General features: G+C 61.0%; 11 protein-coding genes. 1 reads left to right on the top strand and 10 read right to left on the bottom strand.

The annotated features are described in order from the left end of the window. Position 1 precedes the first annotated feature (1 nt). The 9 genes from D5261_RS29315 to D5261_RS29275 form a co-directional block, all read right to left on the bottom strand. Entirely contained in the window at positions 2–469 is a 468-nt protein-coding gene (locus D5261_RS29315; RefSeq protein ID WP_119322914.1) for a hypothetical protein, read from the bottom strand. Positions 470–558: 89 nt separating this feature from the next. Beyond that, positions 559–1,401, bottom strand: a complete 843-nt coding sequence (locus D5261_RS29310; protein WP_119322915.1) for a prepilin-type N-terminal cleavage/methylation domain-containing protein — start codon at positions 1,399–1,401, stop codon at positions 559–561. A gap of 519 nt (positions 1,402–1,920) precedes the next feature. After that, positions 1,921–3,615: a hypothetical protein gene (locus D5261_RS29305; protein ID WP_119322916.1), complete on the bottom strand. Its 1,695-nt coding sequence runs from the start codon at positions 3,613–3,615 to the stop codon at positions 1,921–1,923. Between the two features lie 34 nt (positions 3,616–3,649). Then, positions 3,650–5,317 carry a hypothetical protein gene (locus D5261_RS29300; RefSeq protein WP_119322917.1) on the bottom strand — a complete coding sequence of 556 codons (1,668 nt, stop codon included), beginning with the start codon at positions 5,315–5,317 and terminating at the stop codon, positions 3,650–3,652. A 37-nt stretch (positions 5,318–5,354) separates the two neighbouring features. Next, positions 5,355–7,067: a hypothetical protein gene (locus D5261_RS29295; RefSeq protein ID WP_119322918.1), complete on the bottom strand. Its 1,713-nt coding sequence runs from the start codon at positions 7,065–7,067 to the stop codon at positions 5,355–5,357. 38 nt (positions 7,068–7,105) lie between these two features. Next, positions 7,106–8,794, bottom strand: coding sequence for a hypothetical protein (locus D5261_RS29290; protein ID WP_125206132.1), 1,689 nt, complete (start codon positions 8,792–8,794; stop codon positions 7,106–7,108). Positions 8,795–8,797: 3 nt separating this feature from the next. Next, complete coding sequence (locus D5261_RS29285; protein WP_119322920.1) at positions 8,798–9,754, bottom strand: ABC transporter ATP-binding protein; 957 nt, start codon at positions 9,752–9,754, stop codon at positions 8,798–8,800. Positions 9,755–9,758: 4 nt separating this feature from the next. Further along, positions 9,759–10,175 (bottom strand): GntR family transcriptional regulator, encoded by a 417-nt coding sequence (locus tag D5261_RS29280; protein ID WP_119322921.1) that lies wholly within the window; start codon positions 10,173–10,175, stop codon positions 9,759–9,761. A 199-nt stretch (positions 10,176–10,374) separates the two neighbouring features. Next, positions 10,375–11,379, bottom strand: a complete 1,005-nt coding sequence (locus tag D5261_RS29275; RefSeq protein WP_165864397.1) for a DUF3466 family protein — start codon at positions 11,377–11,379, stop codon at positions 10,375–10,377. A gap of 292 nt (positions 11,380–11,671) precedes the next feature. Between D5261_RS29275 and D5261_RS29270 the strand changes: the two genes are divergently transcribed. Further along, positions 11,672–12,520 (top strand): alpha/beta hydrolase, encoded by an 849-nt coding sequence (locus D5261_RS29270; protein ID WP_165864398.1) that lies wholly within the window; start codon positions 11,672–11,674, stop codon positions 12,518–12,520. A gap of 7 nt (positions 12,521–12,527) precedes the next feature. Here D5261_RS29270 and D5261_RS29265 read toward each other — a convergent pair whose 3' ends face one another. Then, a complete protein-coding gene (locus D5261_RS29265; RefSeq protein ID WP_301002345.1) occupies positions 12,528–14,525 on the bottom strand; it encodes a carbohydrate binding family 9 domain-containing protein in 1,998 nt (665 codons plus the stop codon). Positions 14,526–14,568: the final 43 nt, after the last annotated feature.

Raw genomic sequence — 14,568 nt, 5'->3', positions numbered from 1 at the left:
TTTATCGCATGGCGTCGCTCGTCTTGGTAAAGTTCAGCGGGCCGGCGCCGGTATCAGGCGCGCTCAGCGTCTTGCCGTCTTTGCCGACCTTCAGGTCGATTGGCTTTGTCATTGCGGAGAGCGGCGCCGCCATCGAAGACGCCTGGAACGCCTGCCCGCCAGATCCGTCGGGGGTGAGGCTCAGTGTATCGCCGGAGTGCCGCCAGGAGCCGCGCATATCGCCAAAACGATACGTATGATCGATGGAGATGGAAAGTCGACACATGCCCAGCCCCATGTTGGCGGTATTTTGCTCGGGAGTCATATTGGGGTTTGGATTGATGGCAAGCGCGAAGTAGCCCGGCAGATTATCGGGAGCGATCACATCGACCGCCTGCGCCACCAGCCGCCCGCCCAGAACGAGGATTACCACGATCGCGATGGCGCTCGCGATTGTCTTTTGTTTCTGCGTCATATTTTGCATGTTCATTGGGCTCATTCCTTTCGACGGCGCGCTTTCCGTCGCCATTCGTAATGGCGACGGAAAGCGCGCATGTGTGACAAGATGGACCGGTCGTTTTACAAATCCGTGTTTTTGGGATCGAACGCGCCGTTATAAAGGGCCTGAGCCCCCGCTTCATTTCCGGCGTACGACAACGTTCCGCTCGGGATGGCGACCATGGATGTGTTGTTGCCCTGCAAATTCCAGTCGTCCACGGCGTTCCACAGGAATTTCGGCCAGATCGTCGCCTTCACTTTCATGGACTTCGCGTGACCGTCGCAGAACACATAGTTGCAGAAACCGTTCTGCCCGGCCGCTAAAGTATTGAAATTGTCTTGATAGAGTGTGTTGTACCAAGGCCCGGCGTCGCCGGCGCCGTTTCCGCTTGCCAGCTCACCAATCATAATGCGATTCGAAGGTTCATTAATTTGCGCGATTGTGGCGACATATTTATAGTTAAAACCTTCATCCCGATACCAGCCCGTCGCCGTCATAAAGGCGGACGGGTTAGCGACAGGAGTCAGGAACGTGTTCAAACCGTAGCCGAGAGCGTCTTTCGGGTGATTGGGACACTGAAAGACCTGGGTGCTCTTGACATAGGGGTAGATGGCGTCGGCATAGGTCAGGAGGCCGTTATCCGGGCGAAACTTCCCACATCCCGCTGTTGTTAAATCACAGTGCGCGTGATTGAACCAGTCGCTGGACGGAAATTTCTCATCATTGTCCTGTACATATTGAAGAATTCCAAGCCCGATCTGCTTTTCATTGGACAGACAGGCGATCTTCCGCGCCTGCGCTCGGACCTTGGCGAAGACCGGGAACAGGATTGATGCAAGTATCGCGATGATAGCGATAACAACGAGTAATTCGATAAGTGTAAAAGCTCGTGCGCCCGAGCGCTGAGCAGTGTTGCCGTTCATGGGTCGTGTCTCCTTAGTCAAGTATCATGGATGGAATTCATGTGAAATACAGCAATTGTTGCGATAGAATCATTATTAACTCTATCGTAAGCCATTGACGAAATCGATCGAAACTGACGTTCTTTTTACATAAAAACACCGATTATAGCAAATAAGACTTCTCTCCTTTCCTCTAAAAAGTTTTTAGTTAAGTGTTATCATTTTCTAATTGATAAAACCATTTCTTGGTGTTCTCTATTTTCGTATCAATAATTGACAAGATTGTTGAGATGAAACGGAATGTATCGGTCTGGTCAACGGGTTTTCACTATTATATGTTCAACTCGAATGGGTGTCAAGTATTATTTTTTGAGAAAATTCTCACATTTGATGTATTGATAAAACTGAATAAGGCAATTTTAGCGAATTATGACAATAGATAAAACTTATTAACGCAATTTGTTGCGTTGTTGCGCGGAATTGGGATGTCTGGGGCGGAAATGCGGCGTGGGTGTTCCCGAATCTTCTTCTGAGGCTGCGTTATCGGCTTCGGTCCCACGCCGCCGCAAATGGCGCGAGGGCGAGGCGGACGCCGGGCATCAGGAGAATGACGAACAGGGCGGTTTGCGGCCAGGGCGCGTATTCCGAGGGAACCGCCGCGCACGACAGGATGAGGAGAGCGCCGGTGGCCGCCGACCAGAGAGTGAGGGTTTGGCGCAGAGTTTGCGCGGACATCAAACCACGGCGTCGCATTTGTCTGAGCAGAGAAGCGCTGATCGCGAGTTTCAGCAGAACGGCGACGGCGAGCGCGCCGCCGAGGAACGGAATCTTCGCGGGAGCCGAGAAAACATGGCTTGTGGTTTCGATGAGCCAATTGCTGACATGCGGGATCGAGAGCGGCAGAATGATGAGCGCGTATGCCGCGCCAAAGACCCAGGGACGGCCGGTCAAAGTCAGGCACAGCGTTTCGGTCTGGAGCTTCCAAATGAGCATCGTCAGGAGGAGAAGACCGGCGACGGCGATCGTCAGCGCATGGAAACCCAGCACGCTCCACAGAGCTGCGGCAAGGGTTATCCGCCGCCCATGCTCCCAGGCGGGCTGCGCGAGCCATAAAATGAGGAATGGCGCGGCGCCGATCATTGCCGCGATGGAGCCTGCCGCCGCCGTCCGCAGCTTCGCCGCCACTCGGGCCGCGCAGTCCATCGGAAAGGCGGCGAAGAATTGCGGCTGAGTCGTGCTGCCCTGCGGCGTTCCAGATCCTTGGAATCCCAGCCCGATCCCAAGAACCATGGCCGTGATCGCCAGGGCGATTTCCAGAATTAACGGGGCGAGATCCGCCCAGATATTCACGATGATATGGCGCGCGCCGTGTGTTAGAGCTGTGACGGCGCTGTTTTCCTCGGTGAACGTGGCGGCGAGTATGGGCAGCGAAAGCGCCCCAATGCAGATGACGGCGATGGTCGCCGCATACGGACGATACCAATGCGACTCCCACCAAAGCTGGGCGTGGCGGGCCGACGGAAACCGTTCGCGGAGCGCGCCTGATACACGGCGATCGGCCTTGCCCCTGTGAACGAGAATGTCTCCACGCCGGGTCCGCGCCGCTCCCGTCACGGCTGCGGCGTAAGCCATCGGGATCAGCGCCAGTGAGCCGGCGGCGAGCACTGCGGGAGATGCGCCCAGCGCGGACGCGCCGGCCCCCGCGCCCAGGAGAACGGCCGCGCACATCAAGTAAGCCGCGGCCCGAAGCTTCCCGGATGTGATCGGCTGACAATGGATCGCGAACACGAGGGCCTGCGCGCCGGCGAGCGCCGCCGCCGGAAACAATATCGGCGCGTTCCATCCGGCGGGACGCCAGACGCAAACCGCATCCACGATCCAAAACAGCGCAATACAGCCGCTTCCGTAAAGCATCAGCCAGGCGACGAGAGTTTGCGTGCGCAGGGGAAGCAGCCAGAGATTTCGGTCATATTCAAAAACCGCGATCATCGGGCCGAGGACAAGCAGCACCGGCATGAGCAGCATCAAAAGCACATGGGAGCAGTCTCGGGCGTCCGCCGAAGCGCCGGCTCTGCTCCAGAGGTTCGCGCGGTCCAGTAAGGTCGAAACGACCAGAAGCGCGACGATGCTTCCGAGCATGCGGTGGAAGCGCATCCAGAGATAACGAGCGATGCCGAGCGCCGCCGGCGTCTCGCCGCGCCGAAGGGCCGGCGTCCGCGCGATTTGAACCGTCATGGTTTCCCCCGTTCGTTCCCAAACAGTCGCGTTGTCACCGGCTTCGGTCCCAGGCGAGCGCCAGCGGCGCCAGGGCGAGGCGGACGCCCGGCATGAATAAGAGGACGCCGGCGGCCGTTTGCCACCAGGCGATGTGGTATGGCGCAAGCGTGGCGCAGAACAGACCGATCAAGAGCAAGGCCGCGCCGGCCCAGACTGCGAGGGAGATGTTCAGGGTGCGCGCGGAGATGATCCCTCGCCGGCGAAGCGCGCGAACGATAAAGGCTGTGGACGCCAGCTTCACCAGGGCGGCGCCCACGGCCGCGCCGGCGAGGTATGGCTGGAATGCAGCGTTGTGAAGGACGTGGCTATAGAAGGGCGGAATGGCGAGCGGCAGCACAATAATGCCGGTGAACGCCCATGGCGCCCAGGGCCGCCCCGTGAGCTGGAGGAATAGCGTATCGACCTGGAGCTTCCAGCTCAAAAGGAGCAAGAGCAAAAATCCCGCCACGCCCGCCATTACCCACCGGGCGTCGATCACCGTGGCGAGGGCGCTCCAGAGCGCTTGCCCGAGGAATTCGCGCTGGCCGTACTCGTACGCGGGAAGCAGCATCCAGATGAGGAAGAATGGGGCGAGGGACGCCCAGGCGGCGCCGGCGCTCAGCGCCGCCGCGCGCAGCTTGCCGGCCACCAGGCCCGTGCAGTCGACCGGGCGTGTCGCGAGAAACTGCGACAGGGTCTTGTCGCTTTCCCGCATTCCCGGCGATGCGCAGCCAAACACAAGCGAAAAGTACAGCACGGCTACGACCAGAAACGGCGGGACGTTTGCCGCCCACATATTGGCGTAGACATGATGCGCGCCGTGCGTCAGAAGCGTGATTACGCGGATCTCCGAGATCAAGGGGATGAACAGAACCGGCAGCGTCAGCGCGCCGAGGCCCGCGACGGCCGCCGTGATATAAAACCCATGATTGCGCCATTCGAACCAGGCTTGAGCGCGGCTCGCCGAACGAAATTTTCCCTGCAACGTGCGTCCGGAGTTCACGTCCGCGTGACTGACGCCGCCGATCCAATCGCCGCTGCGCATTCGCTCGGCGCCGACAACCCCCAGAATGTACGCGAGCGCCGCCACCGTCAAATAACGCACGCCCAGCGCCTCTGGCGTGACATGGTTTGCGTAGGCGATCCCGCCGCCGACAACGAGGAAAATCGTGCAGAGCGAATAAATCAGCGCATGCAGCGCGCCGAAGGTGAAGGGCTGGCAGCGGACTCCGAGCGCCGTCGCCTGGATCGCGACGAGCAGCGCGGCAGGCCACCAGATGGGAACATCCAGGCCCGCCGGCCGCCAAACACAAACGGCGTTGGCGATCCAGAACAGCGCGACTCCGGCGCAGCCATAACACATCAGCCAGCCGACGAGGGTTTGGGTGCGCACCGGCAGCGTCCATAAATTCTCGTCGATTTCAGAGATCGCCACCATCGGCGCCAGTAGCAGCAGCCCAGGGATCAGCACCATCGAGATCAGATGTGGCCCTTTTACGGCGTCGGCGAACGAAGCGATCCGCCCCGTGAGGAACATCTGATCCGCGAGCGCCGAAATGAGCCAAACGGCGGCGATCAGTTCAAACATCCGGCGGAATCGCATCCAAAGGTAAAGCGCTATCCCCTGCGCCGCCGAGTAGCGGCGCGGGCTTGCCGGCGACCGAAGAACTTGCGTCAACATGGATCGAGATCCTTCCCTTCGTTATCAAAAAAGCGCGTCATCGGTTTCTGTCCCAGGCGAACGCCGGCGCGGCGATCGATAACCCAAGCCCCGGCATAAGCAGAAATACGCCCAGCGCCGTCACCCACCATGCGACGCCTTGGGGGGCGAGCGCGGCGCAGAATAGCGCAAAGAAGAAGCCGGCGGTGATTGCCCATGCGATGGATGCTCGCCGTATCGTCGAAACCGGGACTCGCCGGCTTCGACGCAAAGCGCGCATTGACTGGATCAAAAGCAACAGCTTGATGGAGGCGCTGAGAGTGATGGCTCCAATCACGACGAGAGACACAGGGGCGTAGGGCAACATGTTCAGCCAGTCCAGTCCCAGAGCAGTGAGGAGCAGCGTCACTTTTATCGTGTAATAGCCTCCGATGATGATCCATCCTCGCCCGGTCAGGCTCAATGTAAGCATCTCCGCTTGGACCGTCCAGCTGAGGAATACGGAACCGATCAAAGCGGCGATCGCCAGCAGGCAGAGATGCACATTCCCAGGAGCGCTCAGCACTGCAATCAATGCATGGCCCTGCGTGGTTGGGAAGGATCCCATCGTCGTCGGCGCTAGCAGCCAGAGGACGATGCTGGGGATGAGGGATATCCACATGGCCGCCGTCATAAGAGTGATTACGCGCAGGTTCACGACGATGAAAGCGGTGGCGTCCATAGGGCGTACTTTGAGAAACGCCGCCACGCCGAGATCGGCGATGGCGAACCGCAAAGCCATGGCGCCCTGCGGACGTGCTTTACTTCCCAGATATCTTGGAGCGAATGCGCCGGTGATCATCGAGAAGGCGACGATCACGGCAAAGTTGACACAGACGAAAATCCAATTGATCGACGAAACTCCGTAAAGACTCCAATGGTTTGGGAGCGGCGGCGCATTCGTGATGACGCGCGCCAATACGGGGCACAGCAGCGCCAGAACGCCGGGAGCCAATGAGAGGGAGAGGATTGCCCATCGGCGTGCTCGCCATTCGTACCAGAGCTGTGCGTGTTCCGGCGTGCGAAACTTTGCGAGAAGCGCTGAGTTGGCGCGGCCCCTCCGTGCTTCTCTTCGAACTTTCTCCATTCCGCTTCGCGTATACTGAGCTCCGGCAGCGGCGGGTGGAAACGCCAGCATCGCAATCGCAAAATAGGCCGCTGTGAGAACGCCATCAGGTATGGCATGTGCAGCGCCAGCGGCGGCGAGTTTTGTTGCAGCGTAGGCGCCGATCACATAGGCGATTTCGGCGATGATTCTGAAGCCGCCTGGCCATCGGGTAACGGCGAACGACCAGGCGTAAAGCGCCGCGAGCAGCGCCGCCGGCCCCAAAAGCGGGGCGTTCAGCCCGACCGGACGCCAGATCATAAACGTCGTGACGATCCACAAGAGGGCGACGGCCGCCGCGCCAATCGTCATGTTCCAGGCGACCAGAGTACGCGTTTTGATCGGCAGAGTCCATAATCGGTCGTCGATTTTGGAAAGCAGCACCAGCGGCGACAGGATGGTCAGCAATGGGAATGCAAGCATCGTCACCGATTTTAGTCCATCGCACTGCTGCAGTGACGTGATTTGCCCAGCGTACGCGAAATGCGCAAGCAGGGCCGATATCAGCCATGGCAACGCAACGACGGCAAAGTTCAGGCGATACTGCGTCCAAAGATACAGAGCATAACTCTGAAACGGACTGAGCCGGCGCGTGCGCGCGGATAAGCGAGCTATCTGGACAGCCATGGGTTAGTTCCTCCCCTCGCTTTGATAATCTTGCGCGGTCATCGGCTACGTCCCCAGGCGAGCGCGAGCGGGGCGAGGGCGAGGCGAACGCCGGGCATGAGGAGAATGACGGTCAGAGCTGCCGACTGCCAGGAGATCTGAACCGGGGCGAAGGCGGCGCAGATCATGGTGAAGAATAGGGCGGCGGCGGTTGTCCATCCTATCAGGACCTGGCGTAATGTCTGGGTGGTCACCATGCGGCGCCGGCGTAAGATGACGGTGAGAAAGACGGTGAGCGCCAGCTTCAATAGCGCCGCCGTCGCCAGTGCCGCGATGACTGGGGGAGACATCGGATGGGCGAGGAGATATTTGGCGGCTGCGAGCAGAGCGTGGCTGAATTGCGGGATCGCCAGCAGGCCCAGAAGCCCGACATAGAACGTTCCGGAGATCCAGCGGCGGCCGGTCAAGGTGATGCACAGCGTGTCCGCCTGCATCTTCCAGAGCAGAACGGGCAGGAGCAGGAAGGCCGCGACGGCTTTTTCCGGGGCGTGAGCGCCGAGGGCGCTCCACAGCGCCGCGCCGAGATATTCCCGCCGCTCACCCTCCCAGCCTGTCTGCGCCAGCCAGATGATCAGAAAAGGAAGGACGGCGATCATTGATGCGAGGGCGCTGTCCGCCGCGACGCGAAGCTTGGCTCTGACTTGCGTGGCGTAGTCGATCGGATAGGCGGCGAATATCGGTGTCCGTGTGGTGTCCTCCGCGCCCTTTTTTCCGCTGTCCGCGCCAAGTCCCAAACTCATGCCGCCCGTCAGAGTGTTTCCCGCCAGGATCAGGCCGATCATCACCGGCGCAAGTTCCGCCCAGAGGCTGGCGTTGACGATGTGCGCGCCGTGCGTTAGGAAGGTGAGAACGCTGATTTCCGTGGCGGTGGACGTGGCGAGGGCCGGCAGCGTGAAGACGCCGCAGATCGCGCAAAGGGTCGCCGCTAAAAATCGTGAGCTGTGCGATTCGCGCCAGACCTGAGCGCTGCTCGGGGAACGGAAGCGTCCGAGCAGCGGCCGGGAACTGAACTCACGTCGCAGCGTGGGGACGGCGACCATATTGCCGCTCCGCGTTCGCTTCGCTCCGGCGACCGCCAGAAGAGCGGCGACGGGAATCACTCCGAGATAGCCGGCGGTGAGGGCGGCTGGGGCCGCGCCGACGGCGCATGCTCCGGCGCCGATGAGTACAGAAGCGCTCAGCAGGTAAACAAATCCTTGCACCGCGCCGGGCGCGAACGGCTGACAGCGGACCGAGAATAACGTGGCGAGCGCGGCGGCGGCCGCGGCGGCCGGCCAGGCGATGGGAACATCGACTCCCGCCGGCCGCCAGATGCAAACCACATCGATCAACCAGCACAGCGCGCTCCCGGCGCAGCCATAAAACAGCAGCCAGCCGATCAGAGTCTTGGTGCGCAAGGGCAGCGTCCAGAGCGTCTCGTCAATATCGAAGATCGCCACGAGGGGCGATAGCAGGAGCGCTCCCGGCGGCAGCATCATCAGGAGAAGATGAGAGAAATCTCGCTCGCGCCCCTGAGTTCCGATCGGGCCCGCGAAAAAGAGGCGATCGATCAGCGTTGTCACCAGGCAGAACAGCAGGACGCCGCCGAACATCCGATGGAACCGCATCCAGAGGTATCGTCCAATCCCCGCACCCGCCGGTATGTCGCCGCTGGCGGACGCTGGCGCGTGTATTAGCTGTACCGCCATGGGTCAATCCTCCTGCGCGACCGCGATCTTGGCGCCGACGCGGGCCACAAAGATATCGTCGAGCGAGGCGGGCGAGTGCGCGACCATGCGGGCGCCGTGCAATACGGCGGCGGCGGCGATCTCGGCGGGGCGGCCGTGGCAGACGGCGGTCCACTCGCGGCCGGCGGTCCATTCGCCGCCCAGGCCTTCCCAGTGCAGCACGCCGGGGATCTGCGGAGCCGTCTTGCGCGCTTCGGCGAACTGCAGCGTGGCTTTGAAGTGCGTTTCCTTGATCGTGTCCAATGCGTCGGCGAACACGATTTTGCCGCCGCGCACCATTGCGACGTAATCCGAAACGCGCTCGACTTCGCTCAGCAGATGCGAGGAGAACAGCACCGTGCGCCCCTCGTCGGCGATCGTGCGGATGATCGCGCCCAGGATATCGCGCCGGACGATCGGATCGAGGCCCGACGACGGTTCGTCGAGCAGCAGCAGATCGGGCCGGTAGGAGAGCGCCGCCAGCAGGCCGGCGCGGGCGCGCTGTCCTTTGGAGAGGTTCTTCACCGTGGCGCGGACGTCAAGACCGAACTCGCCGCGCAATTGCTCCGCGAACGCTTCGTCCCAGGTCGGGTAGAACGCCTGCGTGTAGCGCATGAGCTCATGCACCGTCATCCAGCCGGGCAGGCTCGTTTCCTCCGCGAGATAGCCGATGCGCGACAGCACCCCGACCGGATCCTCCACCGGGTCCTTGCCGAAGATACGCACCGATCCCTCCTGCGCCTTGAGCAGCCCGAGGACATGCTTGATCAGCGTCGTCTTTCCCGCGCCGTTCTCGCCGACCAGGCCAAAGACGACGCCGGCGGGGACCGTCAGGCTCACATCGTCCAGCGCGACCTTCGGGCCGAAGCGGCGCGTCAGATTGCGGATCTCCACGACAGGGACGCCGCCGTCATGGGGCGGATTGATGCGATTGGTAGTCATCGGGTCACTTCTCCTTGGAAACTTTCTCTGCGCCGTCATCCATCGGCCGCATCGCGGCGCTGCGCTCTTTCACCAGCTCCAGCACTTGCTCCACGCCGACATTCATCTGGGTCGCCTCCGCGAGCAAAACATCCACGCGCTGCGTCAGGATCTTCCACTGCTCGTGATGCGCGAGCCGCGATCCGGCGTCGGAAACATACGTCCCCGCCGTACGCCGCTTCTCCACCACGCCCGCCATCTCCAGCTCCCGGTACGCCCGCGCCACCGTGTTCGGCGTCACCAGAAGCTGCTCCGCGAGCACGCGGATCGGAGGCATCTCCTCGCCGGTCTCCAGACGTCCCGAAGCGGCCAGATACTTGATCTGATTCACGATCTGCAAATAGATCGGCGTCCCGTCTTCGGTTGAGATATGGATCTGCATGGACTCTTTCGTGGTTTATAATTGTATTAACTCAATGATACAATATCATGCTTTTTCTGTCAAGAGAAATCGCAAGGGAATTTTCAATGACTGCGTGGAGGCGGAGAGGGTTTCTGATTTGCCCGAGGACTAAAGTCTTCGGGCAAATCACCTGCCCTAACCTGCTGAGACGTGGGAGAGGGATCGCAAATGCCTGAGCTTAGTGCGTGGGGGTGAGGAGAAAGGCGTGCGACATTCCGCCGTTCAGGCTGCCGGCGCCGACGATCTGGCCGACATCGCTGATGGCGTCGGCTTCATACAGCGTCCATCCGGAACCGGCGGGAATGGCGGTGTTGAGATTCGTCAGGACGCCGTTTTGCCAGAGCGCGGCGGCGTTCGACGATACGCCGACGATCTGGCCGGAGCTGTTGATGCTGGCGGCCTGGCCGATTCCCAGGTCCTGTACGGAGCCGGTGACGCCGTTCGCCGATGTCGGCTTCCAGACAAAGGCGTGGAAGCCCGTGTTGCCGCCGCCGACCGGTCCGACAAAACTCCCCGTCACGGAGCCGCTGTAACTCACGCCGGTCGCATACGCCTGGCCGAAGCCGCCGATATCGCCCAGGTCCTTCAGTCCGTGCGTGGCGTCCCAGAGAAACGCGTGGGTCGCGCTGCCGACCGAGAAGCTTCCCGCCACTTGATAGAAGTGGTTGACGGCGTTGGCGGATCCGTTGCCCGTGGTGATGGAGCGCACCGAGCCGGTGACGCCATTGGGCGAAGTCGGCGTCCAGAGCGAAGCGTGATTGATATTGCCGCTGTCCACATAGATCCCGGCGATGGCGCCCGCGTAATTGATCGCCTGCGCGAAGCCCGGGTAGTTGAGTGTGACGGCGCTCCCATTCTGCCAGAGCGTCGGATGCGTATTGCCCGACGAATCTTCAATGTAGCCAACAATCTGTCCTGTGGTGTTGATGCTGTAGGCGATGCTCTTCAAACTGCCGGCAGTGCTGAGATCGCTCATAACGCCGTTTTGATAGAGGAACGCCTTGCCGGCGCCGCCTCCGACCCAATCCGATTCTCCCACGACAAGGCCATTCTGGTTGATGCTGTGCGGGATACTGAACCTCGTTGTTCCCAGCACGCCCAGGTCTTTGATCGTGTAATTCTGAGCGTAAGACGCTTGGCCGCCAAGCAGCATGGCGGCGAGGCCGCATGCGGACACTGTCATTGCAACTTTACAATTGAGACATAACATGGGTGGTCGGTTCCTTTTCAGGCATGTCATTTGCAGGCGCTGTTGCCTGCGGGGCAGTGCGAAGCCATTATACACGTTGCGCCGCTGTTTGTATGTCAATGGTATCAAATATCCTTACAATTTTATGGTGATAATTTGGACTCATGCATCGGCGTTCGTGGAGGCATCGAACCTTTGCCTGATTTTTGCGTCATTGATGCGTGGCTGCTGGATTTTACACAGGGAGGGTGATTCGATGAATGGAGTTCGGCGAGCGGTTCGCGCAATGATTGTTTTCGCGCTGGTCGCGATGGCGGCGCTGTCCGCCGCGCCCGCATTTTGCGGCGGCGCGGGGCCGGTGAAGATCGCGCGGGATATTTCCTACATCGCTGGGGGAGATCCCAAATATAACACGCTGGATATTTACTCTCCGGCGGGGCAGACAGGGCGGCCGGTGATCGTGTTCATTCACGGGGGCGGCTGGCGCAACGGCGACAAGGATATGGCGGCAAACAACAAGGGAGCGGATTTCGCCCTCCAGGGATACATCTTTGTCAGCATCAATTACCGGCTTGTGCCGGCCGTGCATTTTCCCGATTTCGCCGTCGACTGCGCGCAGGCGGTGGCCTGGGTCCACGAGCACATCGCGGATTACGGCGGCGACCCGGACCATCTCTTTGTGATGGGGCACTCGGCGGGGGCGCATCTGGCGGCGCTTATCAGCACCGATCCCAAGTATCTGACGGACGCCGGGACATCGACGAAGATCCTGAGCGGCTGCGTCTTGCTCGACTCCGCAGGCTACGACCTGAGCCGGGGCGCGCCCGCCGACCTGATCACTCGCCGCATCTACCTCAACGCCTTCGGCTCCGATCCCGCCGTGCGCAGGGACGCCTCGCCGATCGCGCACATCTCCACCAACCACGCCATCCCGCCGTTTCTGATCTTTTACGTCGCCACCCGGGACACATCCAGGGCGCAGTCCGAAATGATGCAGAAGGCGCTTAAGGACGCGCATGTTTCCGTTGAAGTGAAACCGGCGTACGACAAGACGCACCGGACGCTGAACACCGGGCTTGGGACGGACGGCGATATCCCCACCGAGCAAGTCCTGGCGTTTCTCGCCGGCCACTGAATGCGTTTTATAGCGCTCGCACGAGCTTGAACGTCATCCCGGCGGCGGTTGTGCGGCGGTTGGGATCGCCCAGGAGGACGTAGATGTCCGTGCCGCCGCGTGTTTTCTGGTTGAACGAGAGATAGACGTTGGTGTCGCGATCCTGAGACACGAGGCGGCCGCCGATGGAGCGTTCATTCTTGAGGTGATATACGCCCGAAACAACCGTCTGAGTCTGGATCGCTCCGCCCAGGTCGAGACGGTTGAACAGCAGCTGGCTGGAAAAGACCCGCGAGAAGCGAACGCCCTGGGCGAGCACCGCGTAGGCGTAACTCTGGCCGGCCTGCGTGCCGGAGTCGTACTGGATCCGGCCCCCTTGCAGCAGCGTCTTTTCGCCCCACCAGAACCTGCGCTCCATGATGTGGTCCCGGTAGAGCGTACTGGAGTCCTGCTGCCGTATTTGGTGCGAGTAACCCACGTGGAAGCCAATGCCCGACCGGTAATGCAGATCCATGAAGCCGTTCTGATAGTTGTGGAAGAAACCGCCCGTCTCATGCTGCCAGGAGTCGATATAGGTGCTGGCGTGGTAGCTCTCCAGCGCGCCTTTGTCGAAGCGGTTGTCCTGGTAGATACTCAGCCCGTCGCCTTTGCGGTTCAGCTCGGGAAGGTATCCGAGCTCACTGTAGAAATCGGCGCCGAACAGCGAATGGTATATGTCGAAGCCCGGCTTGCCGTCCTTCGGATTCATCGAGAAATCGAAAAACTGCTGCTGCCCGCGCCATGAACTGTCCCGCCAGGAGCCGGTCAGCTGTGTAAAGGCGTTGTAGTTGGTCGAGCCGTTTTTCCAGTTGTATCCGCCGGTCAGCCGGCCGACATTACTGAAGGCCTCGCCCGGCTGATTGCCCCGCGCGAAGTTCAGGCCGATGTTGTTGGTGACGCCGATTTCACGGCCGATCGAAATGACGGACGCCTCCTGTCCGCCCGGACCTCCCGATTCCGTATGGAGCGCGCCGATTTCATAAGGTCCGTTTTTCCCGACGACTTTTACTCCCGTATCCACGTTGGCGATTTGCGGCGTGTAGAGCAGATCGCTGTCGGGCATGTAGTTGGCGCCTTCGACGAAAAAAGGCCGGTGGTCGTTGACATACTTTTGCGTGTAGGAGAAGTTGACGTCCGAGACGCTTTGTTCGATGGTCTGGAAATCGGGCTTGTAGGCGGCGACGCCGGTCAAGGTGGTGCTGAGAGGATATTTGACGTCCACGCCGGTCGCCACGCCAGCGGTCTGGCCGATCCCGGCGCGGATATAGGGCAGGATCACCGGGCGCGGGGCGAAGTAGGGCATGGACAGACCGTCGCACGGCTGCATGTACAGCGTGTCGTGCCAGGGATCCGTCACCGACAGCGGGACGCCGGGCCAGACCGTGCGATTGGTTTCGCGCGCCAGGTTACGGAACAGCATCAATCGCACCGAGCGCGCGTCACGCGGGTACTTCAACAGGGCGTAGGGAATCGCGAACTCCGCCGTCCAACCGTCGCTGGTTTTCTGGACGGCCCCCTGCCAGTCTCCGGCCCAGGCGATATTGTCCGTATTCCCGTTCTCCATCGATTCGAACTGCGTTCCGCACGCCGACAGAACAAAGGTTGAGTAGCCGCGCTGTGTTCCCTGGCTGTCGATCTCGACGCCGATCCGATCGTCCTTGGATAGATCGCCGTCACGCTGCGTCTCATCCGCGCGAATCCGGCCCGGCTGGGAATCGTGGCAGTGAAAGGCGACATAGAGGTTTCGGCCGTCCGCGCAGGCCCACGCCTCCGTCATCTCCGCGACCGGCGATGAACTCGCGAACCGGTAAAAGCCGCCGGTGGAGGATGCCGTGGTCCAGCAGGGATCGTCGAGCGCGCCATCAATTTTGGGGGGAGTATCGCAACGCGCCACGGGGAACGAACTGGTGGCGCGCTCGTACTTCGCCGGCTCGGCGTGCGCCGCCGCGCAGACCAATAGAGCAATGGCGCCAATCAGTGCGCCCATTGTTGTCTTCACGCTCATCCATCGGCTCAGCAGTTTTCGTGCG

This window comes from Capsulimonas corticalis, assembly GCF_003574315.2.
Taxonomy (GTDB): domain Bacteria; phylum Armatimonadota; class Armatimonadia; order Armatimonadales; family Capsulimonadaceae; genus Capsulimonas; species Capsulimonas corticalis.
The sequence above is the reverse complement of the archived record's forward strand: the minus strand, read 5'-3'. Positions and strand labels throughout refer to the sequence as shown.

Coding starts and splice junctions, on each gene's coding strand:
- D5261_RS29290 (WP_125206132.1), bottom strand. CDS start 8,794: ATGGCGGTACAGCTAATACACGCGCCAGCGTCCGCCAGCGGCGACATA.
- D5261_RS29285 (WP_119322920.1), bottom strand. CDS start 9,754: ATGACTACCAATCGCATCAATCCGCCCCATGACGGCGGCGTCCCTGTC.
- D5261_RS29315 (WP_119322914.1), bottom strand. CDS start 469: ATGAACATGCAAAATATGACGCAGAAACAAAAGACAATCGCGAGCGCC.
- D5261_RS29310 (WP_119322915.1), bottom strand. CDS start 1,401: ATGAACGGCAACACTGCTCAGCGCTCGGGCGCACGAGCTTTTACACTT.
- D5261_RS29270 (WP_165864398.1), top strand. CDS start 11,672: ATGATTGTTTTCGCGCTGGTCGCGATGGCGGCGCTGTCCGCCGCGCCC.
- D5261_RS29265 (WP_301002345.1), bottom strand. CDS start 14,525: ATGGGCGCACTGATTGGCGCCATTGCTCTATTGGTCTGCGCGGCGGCG.
- D5261_RS29295 (WP_119322918.1), bottom strand. CDS start 7,067: ATGGCTGTCCAGATAGCTCGCTTATCCGCGCGCACGCGCCGGCTCAGT.
- D5261_RS29280 (WP_119322921.1), bottom strand. CDS start 10,175: ATGCAGATCCATATCTCAACCGAAGACGGGACGCCGATCTATTTGCAG.
- D5261_RS29300 (WP_119322917.1), bottom strand. CDS start 5,317: ATGTTGACGCAAGTTCTTCGGTCGCCGGCAAGCCCGCGCCGCTACTCG.
- D5261_RS29305 (WP_119322916.1), bottom strand. CDS start 3,615: ATGACGGTTCAAATCGCGCGGACGCCGGCCCTTCGGCGCGGCGAGACG.
- D5261_RS29275 (WP_165864397.1), bottom strand. CDS start 11,379: ATGACAGTGTCCGCATGCGGCCTCGCCGCCATGCTGCTTGGCGGCCAA.